This is a genomic window from Brevibacterium linens, from assembly GCF_003999335.1.
GTDB lineage: Bacteria > Actinomycetota > Actinomycetes > Actinomycetales > Brevibacteriaceae > Brevibacterium > Brevibacterium linens.
On record NZ_CP026734.1, the window covers coordinates 2,699,131 to 2,718,589 of the forward strand.

Genomic DNA, 19,459 nt, shown 5'->3' on the forward strand with positions numbered 1-19,459 from the left:
CTGCCCGGTCACGCCGACCGCTCGAGTTGCCGTCGACCGCTCGCGTTATGGGGCGAGCGGTCGACGCTGAGGTGAGCGGTCGGCGGGGATTCAGCTGCGACGGCGGGTGAGGAAGAAGGCCGCACTGCCGATCGCGATAAGACCGACAGCGATGCCGCCGAGGATGAGGTACTGACCGAGATCGGCGCCGGTACGCGGCAGCGGATCTCCGTCGGCGTCGCTGGAAGCTTCGGAGTCGTCTGCGTTCGAGCCGGCTGCTGAGTCGCTGCCAGCGCCGGTGTTCGAGTCGCTGTCCGACTCCGCCCCGTCAGCGCCCGTACCGTTGGCGGCCGAGTCCGATTCGCTGCCCGAGTCCGATTCGCTGCCGGCATCGGCCTGAGCATCGTCGTCGGTACCCGCATCCTCGTTCGCACCCGCGTTTTGGTCAGCGCCGGCATCGTCATCGGCACCCGCAGCATCAGCGCCGGCGTTCTCATCGTCGCCGTCGTCTCCACCGTTCGCGAGATCGGCGACCGAGTAGAGGCTCGTCGTGCCCGAGACCTCGTTGCCGACGACGAGCGCGGCCTCTCCCGTCGGCGACTCGTCCGCACCGAGGAACGTGAGGCCCTCCGGCCCGAGGTCTCCGGCGCGCGAGAGCAGCTCAGCCGGATCCGAGGCGTCCTCGATCTCGTCCTCGACGGAGACCGAGAAGTCCCGGTTGTTGAAGTAGGTCGCAAACTTCGGTGCGCTCGGCTCGCTGAGATCGAAGGCGGCGATTCCGCCGATGCGTTCGAAGCCGACGAAAGCGTAGGTCCTCTCCCCCACTTCACCGATGGTCAGCGCCTCGGGCTCGGGGCCTTTGTCGTCGCTGCGCCCCTCGAGGTTCGACTCGGAATGGTTGGAGTTGAAGAACTCGGGCACCGCCTCGGCGGTCAGCTTCTCGAACTCGTCCCCGGAATCGGCGACGAGCTTCCCATCGGTCGTCCACACGGAGAACGAGCGAGCACCGAAGGCCACGAGCTCCTCGTAGCAGTCGCCGGCGTCGTTGAGGCCCAGATCGGTGATGATGTTCAGTCGCCCGAGATCCTCATCGCCGAGCTTGTCGGCCAGCGGCGAGGTCTCGCACACCGGCGCGAGGCCGTCTTCGCCGAGGTCCTTGACCCTGGCCGCGTCGACGAAGTCACCCCACTCCCGCGAATCGCCCTCGTTCGCGGTCACGAGGTAGTCGGTGCCGCCGGAGGTGAGCGTCGAGATCGTGTCGGGCATGTACGCGCCCTTGAGCCCCTCGTATTCGGTGATGTTCACGGTCGGGGCATCCTCGGGATCCCGGTCGGAGGCGTCGAGACCGCTGCCGGCCTGGCCATGATCTTTGAGACCCAGCGGGAGGATCTCCTCTACCGACGCCGAGGCGATGTCGACGACCGCGATCGCGTTCGCTTCCTGCAGGGTCGCATAGGCCTTGTCACCGGCGACAGTGATGTACTCGGGTTCGAGATTGCGCGAAATCGGCAGGTCCTCTTCGGGTGTCGGTCCGAAGATCCGCACATCCTCGGGCAGGGTCTTCGTCCCGCCGTCCTCGAACTCGTGGAAGTCCGCAGTGTGCACGTCCGAGGCCGACGGTGCGGCCACCTCGGCGGGGAGGTCGATGACGGACACCGAACCTTCGGGGTCGGTGGAGAAATCATCGGCCGGCTCGCCCTCGTTCGCGACCAGGGCGTGGCTGCCATCCGGGGTGACGGTGACCATGTCGGGCAGGGACCCGACAGGAACTTCGCCGAGGATGTCCGCCTCGGAGTCGTTCGCGTCGAAGAACATCACGGTTCCCGGCTGCGTCTTGTCCTCGTTCTCGAGGGCGATGACGCCGAGGCCGTCCTCGCGGATGGAGATCGAGTTCGCCACCCCGGTGCCGGTGATCTCGGAGACCTTCTGCGGGTCTGTCGGGTCCGAAGCGTCGATGACGTCGACGGTGGCCGCCTGGGCGTTGACGGTGAAGACCGTGTCACCGTGGACCGCGGTGATCTCGGCGGCGATTCGTCGAACTGTCCGGTCTCGTGGGATCCGAGGAAGCCCATCTCGCTCTGCGCATCCGAGGCCGAGGAGCTGATGGGATCGTCCACTTCTGCAGCTTGGGCGGAGCTTGTGCTTGTCGTCGAGCCGCCGACGGTGAAGCCGGTGGCCAACAGGAGGGCGGCCGCCGAGGCCGTGAGCGTCTTCGCAGACAGTGGGATCGTCATCGGTTCTCCGGGATCGATTGGGTGTCGCGGGCCGACTGAACCCGCAAACACCTATTCATAGGCACCCGGAATGGACCGGTTCCGAACCGCAGATGGACGGACGGTGAACTCGTCTGCCCGGCGACGACGCGCCGACCGCTCACGTTGCCGTCGCTGTACCAGGGTGTGCGGTGCGCGGTCGGCGGAGACGTCAGCGCTCGGCGAGGTTCGGGGGTCAACCGAGGTTCGGGGTCAGGCAAGGTCGAGGTGCTCGGCCACCTCGGCGACTTTCCGCTTCGCTGCGGCGTCGAGATCGCGGACCGGCAGGGGAAGGCTGCCGGCACCCACGAGCCCGAGGTGTTCGGCGATGGCGGCGGTCACGCGCAGGCTTCCGCCGAATTCGGTGAACAGATCCCACAGCGGCTGCAGCTCGGCGGAGAGTTCGCGGGCCAGCTGCGCATTGCCGAGTTCCGCGGCCCGCGTGATCTCGAGCAGCGGCTCGGGGATGGTGCCGCCGACTGCCGTGTACCAAGCATCACAACCGGCGATGAGGCCCTCGGCACCATGGGCATCGCCGGAGATGCCGATCGTCACCTCGCTGCCGATGGCCGCACGGATATCGCCGATGCGCTCCTCCCATCCGGCAGGTGAGGCCGGAGTTCCGGGGATCTTGATCGAGGCCACACCGTCGAGCCCGGCCAGGCGCGAGTAGAGCTCGGTGGTGAACGTGAAGTGCGTGGTGCCGGGGTTGTCGTAGACGACGACGGGCAGGTCGGTGGACTCGGTGACCGTGCGGAAGAGGCCGAACACCTCGTCGTCGGTCAGCGGCTGATAGCTCACCGGCGCCAACAGCAGTCCGTGGGCTCCGGCGGCTTCGGCCGAGGCTACATTGGCCAGCACATCCCTCGTCCGCAGCGCCCCGACGCCGACGAAGACGGGAATGTCGAGAGCGGATTCGACCGTCAACGCAGCCACTCGGGCACGCTCATCGGTGTCGAGATACGCGTACGAACCGGTCGAGCCCAACGCTGTGATCGAGTCGACTCCGGCGAGGACGAGGCGTTCGATGAGCCCGACGAAGGCATCCTCATCGATCGACTCATCCTTCAGCGGCGTCAGCGGGAAGGCACTCAGCCCGGTGAACAGAGACGCGTCGGGGGTGTTTGTCAATGGTCCTCCTCGGGTGGGTGTGGGCCGCCGATGGCGCGAACCCGGTGTGGCGGCAACGCGTCTCGGGTGGCGGCAGCGGATGGGTTCGTCTGCGTTCAGTCTGCCAGGTCAGTCGCGGGCGGACAGGTACGTCTCGAACACGTCGAGCTCCGGTTGGGCGGAGGCGACCTCCACGGCGGCCGCGCCCACGGCGTTGGCTGCCCGCAGTGCGCGTTCCGGCGCGAGTCCGCTGATCAGGCCGATGGTCAGGGCCGCGCAGTAGGCGTCTCCGGCGCCGACTGCGCTCACGGGGGTCGCTTCGACCGCCTCGGCGAAGGCGATCTGCTCACCCTTCTGCAGCAGTGCCGATCCCTTCGCCCCATAGGTGACGGCCACGAGCTGCCCGGTCTGCAGCTGCGGCAGCCGGCAGTATTCGGTCTCGTTGACGATGATGAGATCGGCACGATCGACCACCTCGGCGGGCAGAGGACGGGCGGGAGCCGCGTTGACGGCGAGGAACCCGGGCACACGCTGGGCGAGTTCGACGATGAGGTCGAGAGGGATCTCGAGCTGAGTGAGCACGGCCTCGTGGGCACCGAATTCGATTCCCGCGAGGCTGACTGAAGCATTTGCACCTTCGCACACGGCGATCTGGTTCTCACCGGCGGCGTCGACCATGATGAGCGCGGTCCCGGTCTCGGCGGTCGCCTCGGCGATGTCATCGGTCCGCACGCCGGCGGCACGGAGCGCTTCGAGCATCGCCCGGCCGTCGGAGTCGCGACCGACCGCACCGATCATGCGGGTCCGCGCACCGAGACGGGCGGCCGCTGCGGCCTGATTCGCGCCCTTCCCACCGGGCGAGCGCGACAGTCGGCCGCCTCCCACGGTCTCACCGGCGGCGGGAAGTCGGGAGGTCGTGGCGGTGATGTCGGCGTTGATGCTGCCGACGACCGTCAGGGAGCAGTCGGTGGTCATGACCTCATTATCGATGATCGCGGGCGGGGCGACGATGACCGTCGACGATCGGGGGTGGGGCGAGTGTGGGCACACGGCGGGAATGAGAGAAGCCCCGTGATCCGTTCGCACAGATCACGGGGCTTCCCGAGCGGGGTGAGTAACGGGACTTGAACCCGCGACATCCGCGACCACAACGCGGCGCTCTACCAGCTGAGCTATACCCACCACATGCGCTGCACCCCAAGGCGCAGACAGCAAGATATATCGTAACCGCTCCCGCCTGACCCGGGCAAACCAGAACCGCCCCTGAGCCCCGATGAGACGCAGATCTCATTGCGTGCAACGATTCAGTAGAGATCTATAACGGTTTCGGAAAACGGGTAGGAGCACCTCAGGACATTCATTAGTATTGACTCGGCCCTGCCCTCGATGACTGTCAAGGAACCCTGTACATGCCTCGTGCGTTGATCTCCGTCTCCGACGACGGGTTCACCTACACCACCCTCAACGGGGCGACGAGTCGCTATTCGGACACCGGGCGGGCCATCTCCTACCTCAGCGACTATGCCAAGGAGACCGCGACTGCCCTGACCGTGACGATCGATGATGGGTCGAAGAAGACCGAGATCGGCATCGATGAGAACGGGAAAGTCGGGGCGGCCCCCGCGCAGGACACCGGCGCCGAGGCGGCCGTGGACGAAGCGTCCGCCGCGACGTCCACGGATGGTTCGGATGGTTCGGCGCAGGCGCCCGGACATCCGGAGCCTTCTAACCAGAAGGCAAAGGGCCAGAGCTCGAACGGTGACAGCTACCCGCTGGGCACCCCGTTCTCCGGACCGGCCGCACCGGCCACGCCGACAGTGAAGAAGACCCCGGTGCGCAGACGCTCGGCCCGCAAACGCCCGCAGCGGCTGAAGAAGATCACCGTCCCCGGGCTCGTGCTCATCGGTCTGGCGATCCTCATGATCGGCGCATTCGTCGTTCCCAACATCGTCCCCGTCGACTCCCCCGACACCCCGCAGACGATCGGCTCGGAACAGCAGGTCAACCCCGCCTCCGAACTCTCCGTCGACAAGACCCAAGACGTTGTGCCCAGCTACGACAATTCCCCGGCCTGGGAAGCCGAGGTCCCCAGACGCGCCTCCGTGACGGCTTCTGATCGCGGAGTCCTCCTCGTCAACGACAACCGCCTCGAAGTCCTCGATGCAGACACCGGCCGGTCTCGGTACAAAGCCAAGATTGACGAGTCCCCGACCTTCGCCGTCGACACCGTCATCGACGGACGGCCGGCCCTGCTGTGGCAGTCGGGCGATACCGCCGAGGCGCTCTTCGACGGGAAATCGAAGCCGAAGACCTACCAGCTGCCGGAGAACGCACGCATCACCTCGGCCGGCAAGAGCGTGCTCATCAAATCGGGCAACAAGCTCTCGACATTCGGCGCCGATGGGCTGGAAGACGTCCCCACCCCGCAGGCCGGGTCGACACCGATGGCCATCGACGACGATGAACTCTTCAGTTCGGACTGGAACGGTCCGGTCACGGCGCAGAACATCGAGACCGGCGACGAGCGCAGCATCAAGCTCGAAAGGCCCGGCGACGACCTGAAGATCATCGACTGGATCTCGGCCGGCCACGGCAAGGCGATCACGCTGTGGGGCGAACAGGGCGCCTCGACGAACTCGGGCCACAGGATCCAGATCGTCGTCCACTCCCTCGACGATGGGTCGATCCTCTCGACCGTGACCACGACGACCGACATCGTCGGCGAGAAGTCCTGGGTGCGCGGACAGGCCGGAAAGCGCGCCTATATCGGCCCCTATCTCTTCGATCTCGAGTCGGGTCTGCTGCTCATGGACGTCTCAAGCCGCGACATCCATCTCTCCGAACCGCGCGGAACGATCGTGCCCTGCACGATGGACACGAACACCTCATGCCTGCTCGCCGGAAAGCAGGCGTTCAAGACAGACACCGATCTGCTGGCCGTCGTCGATGAGGGCAACGAGGCTCTGGTGCTCGGCAGCGATTCGACCGTTCGGGCCTACCCGAAGAAGTCCGAGACGCAGGATCGCTGATTCCCGGCAGAGGTCGCCGGTTCCCGGTGGGGAACGTCGGCGACAGGTCTTCGGTGCCGGATCGTCGGCCCCGGACCGCCGCTCTGTCACGGATCCCGCGGCACGGCGAAACACGCCTATGGCTTTAACACATCTGGCCGAGACATTAGGATAGTGCCCGATGTGTCTGAACGTCATGTCCCCTTGACCCAGTGCAGTCGCAATCCCCACCGCGAAGGAACGTAGTGCCAGTCTCACACAGGTTCAGCCGCAGAGCCGTCGCAATCGGCGCCGCGCTTGCCCTGGCAGCACTGCCGATCTCGGCGACGTTCTCTCCCGCACTCGCCCAGCCGAGTCCCACTCCCACGGCCGACGCCAGTACGAGTTCCGAGGCTGACGCTTCTGCGGGAACAGATTCCGCTTCAGGTGATGACGCAGATTCGACGGCAGACAGCGTGGACGGCACCGACGCCGATTCGAGCAGCGCCGACAATGGTGTGACCGAAGTCGAGGGTGTGGCCGACGACAACTCAGTTCCGGGTCCCGATGAAGACGGTGACAAGGCCTGCAAGGACCAGGAGTGGACCTCGGACGAACCGTGCGAAATCGACGGTGAACTCACCGCCGAATGGCAGATCGTCGGCCATCAACTGTCCGTCCCGGCCAACGACCAGGAAATAGGCGCCGGCACCCTGCCGAAGAGCTGGGTCGGAAAGTCTTTCGAAGCCCCGGAACAGGCGATGAAGCGGATTCCCGCACAGTCTTCCACCAGCGATGCCGCTGATTCGGCCGCGAATGATTCGGACACCGACGACAGCGGGCAGTCCGTTGCAGAAGCGACCGCTGCAGCAGCACCCACTGAATACCATTTCAATGACAAAGGTCAGATCGTTGCCGACGGTCAGACCGATGCGATGGACTTCGAGGAGTTCGCTCCCTCCGGACCGAACCCCGAATGGACTTTCACGGTCGATGACGAGGGCCAGATCGTCGCCGAGGGTCAGCAGTACCCCGACGACGACGGGGCCGAAGCATCGAGCGACCCGGATGGCTCGTCCTCCGCCGATTCGACCGCCGGCGCCGATGAGAACGGTTCGACAGACAGCGATCCCGCTCCGACGGCGGATGGGTCGACCTCGTCCGACGGCGACACTTCCGACAGCGACACCGGTGGTGGCAAGACCGCCAACAAGGACGGTGTCACCTCCGACGACGGCTCCACGAGCGACCGCGACGCCGGCACGGACGGGGCGTCGTCGGACAGCGACACCTCTGATGACAGCGCCGCCTCGACCGATGGCTCCACCTCATCGGATTCGGGATCGAATGACCGTGCGGACACGTCAGACAACTCGGACACCGGCGGCAGGGAAAACGACGCCGACACCGGTTCCGGCACCGATGGCTCTCGCAGCAGCGATTCCGACAGCTCGGGTCCCGATTCGGATTCCGACGAGGACGAAGAGAAGGATTCGGACACAGACGGCGCCGGTTCATCGGTCGGAGCCTCCGACGCCGACGGCACCACCCCCGACCCGTCGAACGGCAATGTCTCCCCGGACGACGAACGCGAAACCATTCCCGGCAACGCCGGTGACGAATGGCTGCCCGGTGACGGTGAGAACACCAAACGCCCCGACTATTCGGACCCGGTGCCACGCAACCCCGAGGAGCCGGCACCCGAAGACGATACGGATCTCATCACGGGTGGAGATCAGCCGTCTCCGCGGGCCAATCAGAATCCGGCGACCTCGTTCGGCGAATCCATCATCTCCACGATCGTCAGCTCCTGGCCCGTCTTCGTCCTCGCCGCCTCCGGCATGGCCGCGGTCGGGTTCATCATCTACCTCATGGGTCGCCGCGGAAAACAGGACTGAGGCCGGATGGACCTCTTCGCCTCCGAACTGCGCGTGGTCGCCGCCGCAGAAGAACTCGCGCGTGGACTCGGCGCCGATGAGAACCACACCGTCGCCGCAGCCGCGATGGACACCACCGGACGCATCCACACCGGAGTCAGTGTCTTCCACGTCACCGGCGGCCCCTGCGCGGAACTCGTCGCGATCGGTGCCGCCGCAGCCGCGAATGCCGGCCCACTGGTCACGATCGTCGCAGTCGGGAACCAAACACGAGGAGTGCTGGCCCCGCGCGGACGCTGCCGTCAGGTCATCTCTGGCGTACTTCGAGAACACCGAGCATGGCACGCTTCCCGTGGAAGTCACCTCGGTGATGGTGAAGGGACTCGACGAACTGCGGTGTGAGGATCTCGACCTCACCCGCCCGGGTGGGCTGGAGCGGTATATCGCCGGTCTCCGCGGGCACTACCCGACCATGCCCGCGGACGCGAGCGTCGAGATCGTAACATTCCGTCGAACCGCGGCCGATATCTGACACTCGCAGTGCCCAGCCGCTAAGCTGGGCAGCGAAGCACTGTGGCACAAGGTCACAGACGCAGCAAAGCATTCTCGACCGGGAGGACTCGACCCGATGACTGACAACGTCTACACCTCAGATGTGACCGTCGACCAGGCGACAACCGCGCAGCTCGCGGAGTCGATCCGACTGCGCGAAGAGCGCATCGCCGAGAACATCGACGAGCTCGTCGGCCGCATCCACCCGAAGGTGCTGGCAACGCGGGCCGTCAACAAGGCGAAGTCCGAGGTCGTCGAGGAAGACGGCTCCCCCAAGCCCGAGATCATCGCACTCGGTGCCGGTGCCGTCCTCGGTGTGGCCGCCCTCATCGTCGGACTCTCCGGTCGCAAGCGTGGCTGATGCCGCACTACCGATCCGGATGCTCCATGACCGGATCCTGCTCGAACCCAGCGCGGAAGCCGGGGAACGCAAATCTTCGGCGGGCATCGTCATTCCCGCCACCGCCAGCATGGGCAGACGCCTCGTGTGGCGCCAGGTCGTAGCCGCGGGCCCGCATGTGAGGCAGGCCAACCTCGGCGATACCGTACTCTACGATCCCGAGGAACTCGCCGAGGTGGAGCTCGAAGGACGCGCGTATGTGCTGCTGCGCGAACGCGACGTCCACGCGATCTCCGAGCCGGCCGAGCAGTCGAGTTCGGGGATGTATCTCTGAAGTGCCTCCGGACATCGGGGACGAATCCGGTGCGGTGGAGGGACTCTTAATCAGTGGACTCCGGGTCGCCGGATTCGCTGGGACAGGGACTCTGACCAGGGGTTTGCGACCTTCATCACAAAATCGAATATGGGCCGATCTCGGTTTGCATGATCGGTCGTCACCTGAGTAATATTAATTCTCGTTGCACAGCATGTGCGGCACGCACCTCTAGCTCAATTGGCAGAGCAACTGACTCTTAATCAGTGGGTTCCGGGTTCAAGTCCCGGGGGGTGCACAGCACAGAGAACCGCTTTCGACTTCGGTCGGAGGCGGCTCTTTCGCATTCACCCTTGCCGGCTCGCTGTTTCGGCTCACCTTGTTCTCGAATCATCAGGTTGCTCCATGTGCAATCCAGAACAGGGTGTACTGATTCGCGGGTTTGGACTTGTTGCGGCGGCGTCCTGATTGGGGACCACTCGCGAGCCGCACGGTCCGGCCCTTGGATGGCGGCGGCACCGTTTGAGTCGAAAAGCCCATGTTTGAAACTGTGCTGTCTGACTTCAGGTGGGCTGCCAGCAGATTCGGCTCCGGTCAGGGGCAGGACGAGCGGCTCTCGGCACGGGCAGGGCCCGGTTCAGTCCTGTCCCGCGCGGGCGTAGGCGCCGAGCACCTGGCGCTCGGAATCACCGAGGTAGGCGCCGAGGATCGTCGCCGCAGCCCCCGGCCCATCAGAGCGATAGATCTCGACCACCTCGCGGTTGCGCTCGATGAAGGGCGCATGGAGGAAGTCGAGGACCTCCACCTTGAGGAAGGCCAGGCGCAGCTCGGCGAGCACATTGGCAAACGACCGCATCAACCGCCTGCTGTCCGACAGCGAGACGACGGCATTGTGGAACCCCATGTTCGCCGTGCCGACTTCCAGCCAGTTCTCTTCGGCAGCGAACTTCTCGGCAGCCTCGATGGCCGCCTCCATCCTCACGGCGTTCGGGTGATTGCGCGGCGCGTACTCGAGCACCGAGCACTCCACATGATGACGCACCCGGTAGATGTCGACGACATCGGCGGTGCTCGGTGACGCCACTGAGACGCCTCGGTGCGGGATATGCGTGACGAGGCCCTGCTCACCGAGGACCCGGAACGCCTCACGCAGAGTATTGCGCGAAACATCGAATTCCTTCGCCAGCGCGGTTTCGGACAGCCGCTCACCGGGGCGCAGCTCTCCAGCGATGAGGCGGTCAGTGAGCCTGTTGACCAGGGACGAATCGTGATTCACCTCTCCATTCTACTGAAACAGCACCCCGAACTCCCATCCGTCAGTCGACAAAGAGACGAGGAAAGTGTGACCCCCGTCTATGTTTGTTGAACAATGAGTGCTAAATTGTTTACCACTTCACGTGTGCCAGGACACAGTCATCGCTATCCACACCCCATCGACACACACGAAGGAACAACTGACCACCAGACAGTCGGAGACTCCTATGTCACACGCACCGGAATCCCAACCGCCGGAACCCCCTGCTACGGATGGGACCGCCTCGGGCCTTGACAATGCCTCGAGTGAGATCGGCTCGAAGATCAGCCGCAGCGCGATCGTCGGGGCCATCTTCCTCATGGCCACTTCGGCGATCGGTCCGGGCTTCATCACCCAGACGGCCACCTTCACGGCTCAGATGGGGGCGGCCTTCGCCTTCGCGATCTTTGCCTCGATCCTCATCGACATCGCCATCCAGCTCAATATCTGGCGGATGGTGACCTCCTCGGGCAAGCGCGCGGCCCAGCTGGCCTCCTCGGCCGTGCCGGGGTCGGGCATCCTCCTGTCCGTCCTCATCGTCATCGGCGGACTGGCCTTCAACATCGGCAATATCGCCGGCGGCGGGCTCGGCCTCAACGCACTGCTGGGCATCGACCCGAAACTCGGCGGACTGCTCACCGGCGTGCTCGCGATCGGCGTCTTCCTGTTCAAACGCGCCGGAAAGGTCGTCGACACCGTCGTCCTCGTCCTCGGCATCGGGATGATCATCCTCACCTGTATCGTCGCCATCGTCTCCAATCCGCCCGTCGGTGAGGCGCTCAGACAGTCGATCGCACCCGACACCATCAACTTCGCCACCGTGACCACGATCGTCGGCGGCACCGTCGGCGGCTACATCACCTACTCGGGTGCCCACCGATACCTCGACTCGGGCAAAACCGGCCCGGAGAACGCCGGTTCGGTCATGCGCTCGGCGCTGTCGGGCATCATCGTCACCGGTGTCATGCGCTACGTCCTCTTCCTCGCCATCCTCGGCGTCGTCGCCTCCGGAGTCGCCCTCGACCTCGACTCGAGCGTGGCTAACCCCGCCGGTCAGGCCTTCGCCGCAGTCCTCGGCGATGCGGGAATGCGCATCTTCGGCGCCATCTTCTGGGCCGCGGCACTGAGCTCGGTCATCGGCGCAGCCTACACCTCCGCGACCTTTCTCTCCGCCTTCTCCACGCGCCTCAAGGGCGGTTGGCCGCTGCAGCTGGCGACCGTGGCCTTCATCGTCGTCTCACTCATCGTCTACCTCGCCCTCGGCACGGCACCCGCCACTCTGCTCGTCTTCGTCGGCGGCTTCAACGGCCTCATCCTGCCGATCGGTCTGACGATCTTCATGTACATCGGCTGGTTCAGGCCGCGCCTGCTACGCACGGATTCGTACCCGAAGTGGTTGCTCATCATCGGCACCGCAGCAACACTGGTCACGTGGTACACGGCCACACAGTCCGTCGGCCCCATCTTCGCCATGATCGGAATCGGAGGATGACATTGTCTGTCAACAGCGAACTGAGAATCGACCTCAACTCTGACCTCGGGGAGAACGTCCCCGACCGCGTCGTCAGCGACGATGCGGCCATGCTCGGCCTCGTCACCAGCGCCAACGTCTCCTGCGGGTTCCACGCCGGCAATCCCGAAGGCATCCGCGCTACCGTCGACGCCGCTACGAAGGGCGGAGTCGTCATCGGAGCCCACCCCGGATACGACGACTACGAAGGCTTCGGCCGACGCGCCCTCGACGTGCCCGCAGCCACCCTGCAGGCCCAGGTCGAATACCAGATCGGCGCGCTCATCGGCCTGACCACTGCCGTCGGCGGAACCGTCTCCTACGTCAAACCCCACGGCGGCCTCTACAACGCGATCGTCCACGATGAGGCGCAGGCGAAGGTCGTCGTCGATGCCGTCAGTGCCATCGACGACTCGCTGGTCTTCCTCGGACTCGCCGGCAGCGTGGCCAACCGCGTCGCCGCCGAATCCGGGCTGACCGTCGCCGCCGAGGCCTTCGCTGACCGGTCCTACAACCCCGACGGTTCCCTGGTCTCCCGGTCGGAGCCGAACGCGGTCCTCCACGATCCCGAGGCCGTAGCCTCCCGCGTCCTGCGCCTCGTCCAGACCGGACAGGTCGAAGCCATCGACGGCAGCCTCGTCGACGTCGATGCGCAGTCCATCTGCTTCCACGGCGACAGCCAGGGATCCATCGACATGGCCCGAGCCGCCCGCGACCTCCTCGAATCCGAAGGTGTTGCGATCGCCGCCTTCGCCGGAGCCGGACGATGAACGCTGCCGCCACAGGCACCACTGCCATGGACACGATGCGGGCTGCCGGCGCGGAAGCCCGCGCCCGCATCCGGGCAGGATTCGACGGTCCCACCTCGGGGATGGCGCCGGGACTCGTCCAGGCGAACCTCATCTCCGTCCCCGCGGACTGGGCTTTCGACGTCCTCCTCTTCACCCAGCGCAACCCGAAGCCGTGCCCGGTCGTCGACGTCCTCGAACCCGGACAGCTGGCATCCGCGCTGGCGCCGGGCAGCGATATCCGCACCGACATCCCCGGCTACCGGATCTGGGAGAACGGCGCCCTGACCGACGAAGTCACCGACGCCACGGGGGCCTGGGAGACCCACCCGGACCTCGTGTCGTTCCTCATCGGCTGCTCGTTCACCTTCGAGAACGGTCTGAGTCAGGCGGGCATCCCGATCCGCCACCAGGCAGCCGGTCGCAATGTGCCGATGTACCGCACGACCACGGCCTGCAGCCCGGCCGGCCGGATCAGCGGAGACATGGTCGTGTCCATGCGCCCGATCCCGGCAACCCAGGTCGCCGAGGCGGTGCTCATCACCGATCGCTTCCCCGCCGTCCACGGTGCCCCGATCCACATCGGCGACCCGTCCCAGATCGGCATCGCTGACCTCGACGCGCCCGATTTCGGTGACGCCCCGGTCATCGAAGACGGCGACATTCCCGTCTTCTGGGCCTGCGGAGTCACCCCGCAGGCAGCCATCCAGGCCTCGGGAATTCCCTTCGCGATCACACACTCACCTGGGAAGATGTTCATCACCGACGAGCCGGAAGACACCTACCGCCAATGATCTCGACCCCGCTGGCCAGCACCCTGACCTTCCACACCGCCTCCAGGCGTCACCTCCTCGTCGAACGCGCGGATCTGGGCGCGACGATGGCCCTGCACCACAGTCTCGAAGCCGCCGATCTGCCCGGCGTCACCGAACTCATCCCCGCCGCCCGCACAGTGCTGATCAGTTTTGATCCCGCACGCACGAACGCCGAGATCCTCGCCCAGGCAGTGCGCGGGCTCGGGCACACCGAGTCGGCCTCGGATGCGGCCCGTGAGGTGACGATCGATGTCCACTACGACGGGGACGACCTCGCCGAGGTGGCCGACCTCCTCTCCGTCTCCCCCGACGAGGTGATCAAACGCCACCAGGCCGCGACCTGGCAGGTCGCGTTCGCCGGGTTCGCCCCCGGCTTCGGCTACCTCGCCGGCGACGACGAACTCTTCAACGTTCCCCGTCGCTCCTCCCCACGCACGCGAGTGCCCGTGGGGTCGGTGGCTTTGGCCGGCGAGTTCACCGGCGTCTACCCTCGCTCCTCCCCCGGCGGCTGGCAGCTCATCGGACGCACCGATGCGAAGCTGTGGGACCTGGACCGGGAACCACCGGCCCTGTTCGTGCCCGGCACGATCGTGAAGTTCGCCGAGGCGGGGCGGGAGATCGTCGACGTTGCGGCGGAAGATTCTGCCGCAGGTGCGGAGGCGAGCGCCGATGTATCTCACTCCCTCGAGGTGCTGCGTCCCGGGCTGCAGCTGCTCATCCAGGATCTCGGCCGACCAGGTTTCGCCTCGATGGGCGTCTCCGCCGCCGGTGCCGCCGACCGCACCGCGCTGACCGCGGCCAACCGTCTCGTCGGCAATGCCGAGACCGCTGCCGGGCTGGAGAGCTTCGGGGGCGCAGTGCTCCTGCGTTGCACGGGTGACGGCGTCGCCGCTGTCACCGGGGCCACCGGAACGATCACCGTCACCGCTGCCGATGGCACGGTCCTCACGCCCCGCCTCGGCGTGGCCTTTGCCCTATCCGACGGGGACGAACTCGAGCTCGGACCAACCGAACGCGGAGTCCGCCGCTACCTCGCCGTCCGCGGTGGAATCGCTGTCGAGACGGCTCTCGACAGCAGCTCCGCCGACACCCTGGCCGGGCTCGGTCCGGCCGCTGTGGACAAAGGCACCACGGTGGGAGTACACGATCCGCGGACGGCGCCCCACCTCGTCGATCCCACTCCCACGCAGCCAAGGGAACTTCCGCAGGCGGGGGAAACCGTGACGCTGAGCGTGACGCTGGGACCGCGCGAGGACTGGTTCACCGAGGCCGGGATCGAGACTCTGCTGTCACAGGAGTGGACGGTCACCCACGAATCCGACCGGGTCGGACTGCGACTGAACGGTGAGGTTCCACTCGAACGTGCCCGCACCGGGGAGCTGCCCAGCGAAGGCGCGGTCACCGGTGCCCTGCAGGTTCCGCCGAACGGTCAGCCGGTGCTCTTCGGGCCCGACCATCCGCTCACCGGCGGCTATCCGATCATCGCCAGTGTCGATGATGTCGACCTCGCCGCGCAGCTGCCTCCCGGCGCGAAGCTGCGCTTCACCACCTCTGCCCGACCGACGCCGAACGCCCACTCGGCCGAGGCGTCCAGCACCGCAGCAGGGCCCCGCACCAACGAGAACGAAGGCTGAACAATGTCGAGAATCCTCATCGCCAACCGCGGCGAGATCGCCGTCCGCATCATCCGCGCCTGCGCCCAGCACGGGCACACCTCGGTGGCTGTCTTTGCCGATCAGGACGCCGACGCCATGCATGCCCGCCTTGCCGACGAAGTATTCGCCCTGCCCGGGACTTCGGCGGGTGAGACCTACCTCAACATCGATGCGATCCTGACCGCCGCGAAGTCCGCCGGCGCCGATGCCGTCCACCCCGGGTACGGATTCCTGTCCGAGAACGCCGACTTCGCCTCCGCTGTCGAAGCCGCCGGGCTCATCTGGATCGGCCCGAACGCAGAGACGATCACCGCCCTCGGCGACAAGGTCACCGCCCGTCAGCTCGCGCAGAAGGTCGGTGCCCCCTTGGCGCCGGGCATCGACCGCCCCCTGGAGAACGCGGCCGAGGTCGAGTCCTTCGCCGCCGAGGCGGGACTGCCGATCATCATCAAGGCCGCCCACGGCGGTGGTGGGCGCGGGATGAAGATCGTCCACGAGCTGACCGAGGTGGCCGGCGCCTTCGAATCGGCGACCCGTGAGGCCGTCGAGGCCTTCGGTCGACCCGAATGCTTCGTCGAGAAGTACCTCGAACGTCCGCGCCACGTCGAGGTCCAGATCGTCGGCGACGGCCAGGGTCGGGTCGTGGCCGTCGGTGACCGCGACTGCTCCGCTCAGCGGCGCAATCAGAAGCTCATCGAGGAAGCGCCCGCCCCGGGACTGACGGATGAGCAGCGCGAACGCCTGCACCGTTCGGCCGAAGCCATCTGCGCCGAGGTGGACTATCGCGGTGCCGGCACCGTCGAATTCCTGCTCGCCGCCGACGGCACCATGACGTTCCTCGAGGTCAACACCCGACTGCAGGTCGAACATCCCGTCACCGAGGTGACCTCCGGGGTCGACCTCGTCGCCGAGCAGTTCCGCATCGCCTTCGGTCACGGCCTGTCACTGGAGGCGACCCCGCAGCCGGTCGGTCATGCGATCGAGCTGCGCATCAACGCCGAGGATCCCGGCCGCGGATTCCTCCCGACTCCGGGACGCATCGATGTCCTCGATGTGCCCGGCGGCCTCGGTGTGCGCTGGGATTCCGGTGTGCGTGCCGGTGACACCGTGCAGCCGGCCTTCGATTCCCTCTTCGCGAAGCTCATCGTCCACGGTCCCGACCGCGAGCAGGCGATCGCCCGCACTGTGACAGCGGCGAAGGAGCTCCATGTCGAGGGCCCGGCCACCGTGGTGCCGTGCTCCCTGGCGATCCTCACCGATGAGGCATTCACCGGTCTCGGCGTCGCCGGTGTCGACGGCATCCACACCCAGTGGATCGAAGCCGAGCTGCTGCCGCGCTTCGACCCCCAGCAGCGCCCGGCCCCGGTCGCCGATGGCGAGATGCAGCGCATGTCGATCGAGATCGACGGGAAGCTCACCACCATCGGCCTGCCCGCCGCACTGCTCGCTGCCCTCGGCTCGGTCGGTGGGACCGGTCAGGGAAACACCGGCCAGGGCGGTGAGGACGGTGCCGCCGGGAACGGTGGAGCCGCCTCGGCGAGCGCCGGGGATGTCACCGCACCCGTGCCGGGCAGCCTCGTGGATTTCCTCGTCGACGACGGTGCGACGGTGGCAGAAGGTGACGAGGTCGCGGTGCTGTCTGCGATGAAGATGGAGACCCGGGTCGAAGCACCGGTGGCGGGAACGCTGCGCCAGGTCGCGGCCGTCGGCGACGTCGTGTCGGTCGGGCAGGCCATCGCACGGGTCGACTGAGACGGCGGGCCGCCTCGGCGAAAGGATCGGTCGAGGCATCGGGCCCGGCAACGGAATAGAGTGGTGGTCAGCAATGGTTGTCCACCACGGAGACCACCCCAATCAGGAGGAGCATTCATGCCACGTCTGTCGGTCGGCGACACCGCCCCGGAATTCACCCTCGTCAACCAGGACGGGAATTCCGTCAGCCTCAGCGATTTCCGAGGTCAGCGGGTCGTCGTGTACTTCTACCCGGCCGCTATGACCCCGGGCTGCACGACCGAGGCCTGCGATTTCCGGGACTCGCTCTCGGCACTCAAGGCCGCCGGCATCGCCGTCGTCGGCATCTCCCCGGACAAGCCGGAGAAGCTGCAGCAGTTCATAGAGAAGGAGGGGCTCAACTTCGACCTCCTCTCCGATGAGGACAAGACGATGATGACCGAGTGGGGTGCCTTCGGCGAGAAGAAGAACTACGGCAAGGTCGTCCAGGGCGTCATCCGCTCGACCGTCGTCGTCGATGCCGAGGGCAAGGTCGAACTCGCCCAGTACAACGTCAAGGCCACCGGGCACGTCGCCCGCGTGCGCAAGGAGCTCGGCATCGACGCAGCCTGAGTCGACTGCGACTTCGTCGCATTGCCCAGGGAGCGGCGGCGGCGCGACCGTGGCCTGAGCATCGGGGCGGTCCGAGTTTTCAGCAACTCGGGCCGCCCCTGCTAATCTTGAGGACGTTGTGGCCGCGTGGGTGGCCGCTTCAGCGCGAGTGGCGGAATTGGTAGACGCGCTGGATTTAGGTTCCAGTGTCTTCGGACGTAGGGGTTCAAGTCCCCTCTCGCGTACCACGGACCCCGGGTCGGAAGTCGACACGCTTCCTCTCCGGGGCACTTTTCTGTCTCATATGAGCCGCATGCGACGAGTTCCGGACGATCCGTGCGGAATCTGCCGCACACATTCAGCACACATCGTCCGGAACTCCGCCTGAACTGATGCGGAGAACGTAATGTGGTCAGTGCTGCACCGAACCCAGTGAGAGGACTGCCGATGACGACGTTCCCGGCCCCGACTATCCGCCCCGCCGCCCCGTCCGACGAGACCCGGTGGAAGGAGCTCTTCCGTGCCTACCGCGAGTTCTACCGACTGGAACCGTCCGAGGAGGTCGTCTCCCGCGTATGGGGCTGGATCATCGATCCCGATCATGAGTGCCAGGGACTCGTCGCCGAGGCGGACGGAACGATCATCGGAATCGCCGACTATCGTCGTTTCTCCCGTCCCTCGACCGGCAGCGTCGGCATCTGGCTCGACGATCTCTTCACCGATCCCGAGGCGCGCGGCAAAGGCGCGGGCCGTGCCTTGATCTCCCAGTTGCAGACGATTGCCGCGGCCGAAGGCTGTTCGGTGGTCCGGTGGATCACCGCCGATGACAACACTCAGGCTCAAGTGCTCTATGACGATGTCGCAGCGAAGACGAACTGGCTCACCTACGACGCGAAGCCGGCACAACTGTGATCGATGGGAGCAATGGGTCTGAGGCTGTCGCCCAGACCGAACCGTTCTCTGTCAGCTCTCGTCCGAGCGAGTGAGGTCCTGCGCGAAGTGCTGCTGGGCAAGCAGAACCAGCGCCTCGAGCAGTGGTGTCCGCAGCACACTGCCGAGGACGACTCCGCGGATCCGCCCCTCCAGGCTGACGGCGTCGCTGATCGCGTCGAGGTCGGTCCGGCCGACGTCTTCTGCCGCTTCGACATAGGCGTCGAGCCGTTCGAGGAGCGGAGTCAGGCCCTCGTCGGACAGCATGGCAATCGCGTTCACGGCCGCCCGATAGGCCGGCGATGAGGTTGCGCAGCGCCATCCTCGCGCGGTGATCGCACGGTCGAGGATCGCCGAGGCAGCCGTATCGTCCGTCTCGGCCTCGCCGATGAGCGCGTCCTGGGTGACGCCCATCGCTTCGATCTCCGAAGCCTGCCCGTCCACCGCATCGACGACGGCTCGCACCTTCGCCAAGGGCAGTCCGGCCACCGACGTCATCGCCCGGATGAGGCGCAGCCGCTCGAGATGAGTTCGATCGTAGACGGCTTGATTCACGCTCGTCCGTCGTCCCGGCTGCAGCAGCCCTTCTCGCAGGTAGTACTTGATGGTCGGCACACTGAGGTCCGAAAGGCGGGACAGCTCCGCCATCCTCATCTCCGGTCTGTCCGTCGGCTCCTGCATCGCCCTCTCCTCCCGGCACCGCCAGCAATTTTGTGTGACTGATCTTGCTCGACC

17 protein-coding genes and 3 tRNA genes are annotated in these 19,459 nt (G+C 66.2%); 14 read left to right on the forward strand and 6 right to left on the reverse strand.

Annotation, left to right across the window (positions count from 1 at the left end):
- Window positions 1-90: 90 nt before the first annotated feature.
- From CXR29_RS12215 to CXR29_RS12230, 4 genes are all read right to left on the reverse strand, one after another.
- Entirely contained in the window at window positions 91-2,268 is a 2,178-nt protein-coding gene (locus tag CXR29_RS12215) for a choice-of-anchor I family protein (protein ID WP_338142545.1), read from the reverse strand.
- Between the two features lie 176 nt (window positions 2,269-2,444).
- Window positions 2,445-3,362, reverse strand: coding sequence for a dihydrodipicolinate synthase family protein (locus CXR29_RS12220; protein WP_241241438.1), 918 nt, complete (start codon window positions 3,360-3,362; stop codon window positions 2,445-2,447).
- Window positions 3,363-3,470: 108 nt separating this feature from the next.
- A complete protein-coding gene (locus CXR29_RS12225; protein WP_127364656.1) occupies window positions 3,471-4,316 on the reverse strand; it encodes a ribokinase in 846 nt (281 codons plus the stop codon).
- A 134-nt stretch (window positions 4,317-4,450) separates the two neighbouring features.
- Window positions 4,451-4,523 (reverse strand) — tRNA-His (locus tag CXR29_RS12230).
- Window positions 4,524-4,750: 227 nt separating this feature from the next.
- Here CXR29_RS12230 and CXR29_RS12235 point away from each other — a divergent pair.
- The 6 genes from CXR29_RS12235 (at window position 4,751) to CXR29_RS12260 (ending at window position 9,708) form a co-directional block, all read left to right on the forward strand.
- Window positions 4,751-6,370 carry a hypothetical protein gene (locus tag CXR29_RS12235; protein WP_127364657.1) on the forward strand — a complete coding sequence of 540 codons (1,620 nt, stop codon included), beginning with the start codon at window positions 4,751-4,753 and terminating at the stop codon, window positions 6,368-6,370.
- Window positions 6,371-6,594: 224 nt separating this feature from the next.
- Window positions 6,595-8,226: a hypothetical protein gene (locus CXR29_RS12240; protein ID WP_127364658.1), complete on the forward strand. Its 1,632-nt coding sequence runs from the start codon at window positions 6,595-6,597 to the stop codon at window positions 8,224-8,226.
- A gap of 6 nt (window positions 8,227-8,232) precedes the next feature.
- Complete coding sequence (locus CXR29_RS12245) at window positions 8,233-8,607, forward strand: cytidine deaminase (protein WP_127364659.1); 375 nt, start codon at window positions 8,233-8,235, stop codon at window positions 8,605-8,607.
- A 226-nt stretch (window positions 8,608-8,833) separates the two neighbouring features.
- Window positions 8,834-9,118, forward strand: coding sequence for a DUF3618 domain-containing protein (locus tag CXR29_RS12250; protein ID WP_062862037.1), 285 nt, complete (start codon window positions 8,834-8,836; stop codon window positions 9,116-9,118).
- A complete protein-coding gene (locus CXR29_RS12255) occupies window positions 9,111-9,431 on the forward strand; it encodes a GroES family chaperonin (RefSeq protein WP_127364660.1) in 321 nt (106 codons plus the stop codon). The genes CXR29_RS12250 and CXR29_RS12255 overlap by 8 nt, the downstream gene beginning before the upstream one ends.
- Window positions 9,432-9,635: 204 nt before the next feature.
- A tRNA-Lys gene (locus CXR29_RS12260) sits at window positions 9,636-9,708 on the forward strand.
- Window positions 9,709-10,047: 339 nt separating this feature from the next.
- Here CXR29_RS12260 and CXR29_RS12265 read toward each other — a convergent pair.
- The gene (locus tag CXR29_RS12265; RefSeq protein ID WP_127364661.1) at window positions 10,048-10,686 is read right to left on the reverse strand and encodes a GntR family transcriptional regulator; all 639 of its coding nucleotides are present in this window, start codon (window positions 10,684-10,686) and stop codon (window positions 10,048-10,050) included.
- Between the two features lie 205 nt (window positions 10,687-10,891).
- On the opposite strand from CXR29_RS12265, the gene CXR29_RS12270 reads away from it, so the two are divergent.
- The 8 genes from CXR29_RS12270 to CXR29_RS12305 all read left to right on the forward strand — a co-directional run bounded on the left by CXR29_RS12270 (window position 10,892) and on the right by CXR29_RS12305 (window position 18,706).
- Window positions 10,892-12,196: an NRAMP family divalent metal transporter gene (locus CXR29_RS12270; RefSeq protein ID WP_127364662.1), complete on the forward strand. Its 1,305-nt coding sequence runs from the start codon at window positions 10,892-10,894 to the stop codon at window positions 12,194-12,196.
- Window positions 12,193-12,984 carry a LamB/YcsF family protein gene (locus CXR29_RS12275; protein WP_206516210.1) on the forward strand — a complete coding sequence of 264 codons (792 nt, stop codon included), beginning with the start codon at window positions 12,193-12,195 and terminating at the stop codon, window positions 12,982-12,984. Before CXR29_RS12270 ends, CXR29_RS12275 begins: the two co-directional genes overlap by 4 nt.
- Window positions 12,981-13,796, forward strand: coding sequence for a putative hydro-lyase (locus CXR29_RS12280; protein ID WP_206516211.1), 816 nt, complete (start codon window positions 12,981-12,983; stop codon window positions 13,794-13,796). The genes CXR29_RS12275 and CXR29_RS12280 overlap by 4 nt, the downstream gene beginning before the upstream one ends.
- Entirely contained in the window at window positions 13,793-15,451 is a 1,659-nt protein-coding gene (locus tag CXR29_RS12285) for a 5-oxoprolinase subunit B/C family protein (protein WP_127364663.1), read from the forward strand. The genes CXR29_RS12280 and CXR29_RS12285 overlap by 4 nt, the downstream gene beginning before the upstream one ends.
- Window positions 15,452-15,454: 3 nt before the next feature.
- Window positions 15,455-17,224, forward strand: a complete 1,770-nt coding sequence (locus CXR29_RS12290) for an acetyl/propionyl/methylcrotonyl-CoA carboxylase subunit alpha (protein ID WP_127364664.1) — start codon at window positions 15,455-15,457, stop codon at window positions 17,222-17,224.
- Between the two features lie 117 nt (window positions 17,225-17,341).
- A complete protein-coding gene (bcp, locus tag CXR29_RS12295) occupies window positions 17,342-17,815 on the forward strand; it encodes a thioredoxin-dependent thiol peroxidase (RefSeq protein WP_127364665.1) in 474 nt (157 codons plus the stop codon).
- 142 nt (window positions 17,816-17,957) lie between these two features.
- Window positions 17,958-18,042 (forward strand) — tRNA-Leu (locus tag CXR29_RS12300).
- Window positions 18,043-18,241: 199 nt separating this feature from the next.
- Entirely contained in the window at window positions 18,242-18,706 is a 465-nt protein-coding gene (locus CXR29_RS12305) for a GNAT family N-acetyltransferase (protein ID WP_101553571.1), read from the forward strand.
- Between the two features lie 51 nt (window positions 18,707-18,757).
- On the opposite strand, the gene CXR29_RS12310 is transcribed toward CXR29_RS12305, so the two are convergent.
- Window positions 18,758-19,405, reverse strand: a complete 648-nt coding sequence (locus CXR29_RS12310; protein ID WP_206516212.1) for a MerR family transcriptional regulator — start codon at window positions 19,403-19,405, stop codon at window positions 18,758-18,760.
- Window positions 19,406-19,459 lie beyond the last annotated feature (54 nt).

Coding starts and splice junctions, on each gene's coding strand:
- CXR29_RS12225 (WP_127364656.1), bottom strand. CDS start 4,316: ATGACCACCGACTGCTCCCTGACGGTCGTCGGCAGCATCAACGCCGAC.
- CXR29_RS12235 (WP_127364657.1), top strand. CDS start 4,751: ATGCCTCGTGCGTTGATCTCCGTCTCCGACGACGGGTTCACCTACACC.
- CXR29_RS12245 (WP_127364659.1), top strand. CDS start 8,233: ATGGACCTCTTCGCCTCCGAACTGCGCGTGGTCGCCGCCGCAGAAGAA.
- CXR29_RS12250 (WP_062862037.1), top strand. CDS start 8,834: ATGACTGACAACGTCTACACCTCAGATGTGACCGTCGACCAGGCGACA.
- CXR29_RS12270 (WP_127364662.1), top strand. CDS start 10,892: ATGTCACACGCACCGGAATCCCAACCGCCGGAACCCCCTGCTACGGAT.
- CXR29_RS12275 (WP_206516210.1), top strand. CDS start 12,193: ATGACATTGTCTGTCAACAGCGAACTGAGAATCGACCTCAACTCTGAC.
- CXR29_RS12280 (WP_206516211.1), top strand. CDS start 12,981: ATGAACGCTGCCGCCACAGGCACCACTGCCATGGACACGATGCGGGCT.
- CXR29_RS12285 (WP_127364663.1), top strand. CDS start 13,793: ATGATCTCGACCCCGCTGGCCAGCACCCTGACCTTCCACACCGCCTCC.
- CXR29_RS12290 (WP_127364664.1), top strand. CDS start 15,455: ATGTCGAGAATCCTCATCGCCAACCGCGGCGAGATCGCCGTCCGCATC.
- bcp (WP_127364665.1), top strand. CDS start 17,342: ATGCCACGTCTGTCGGTCGGCGACACCGCCCCGGAATTCACCCTCGTC.
- CXR29_RS12305 (WP_101553571.1), top strand. CDS start 18,242: ATGACGACGTTCCCGGCCCCGACTATCCGCCCCGCCGCCCCGTCCGAC.
- CXR29_RS12310 (WP_206516212.1), bottom strand. CDS start 19,405: ATGCAGGAGCCGACGGACAGACCGGAGATGAGGATGGCGGAGCTGTCC.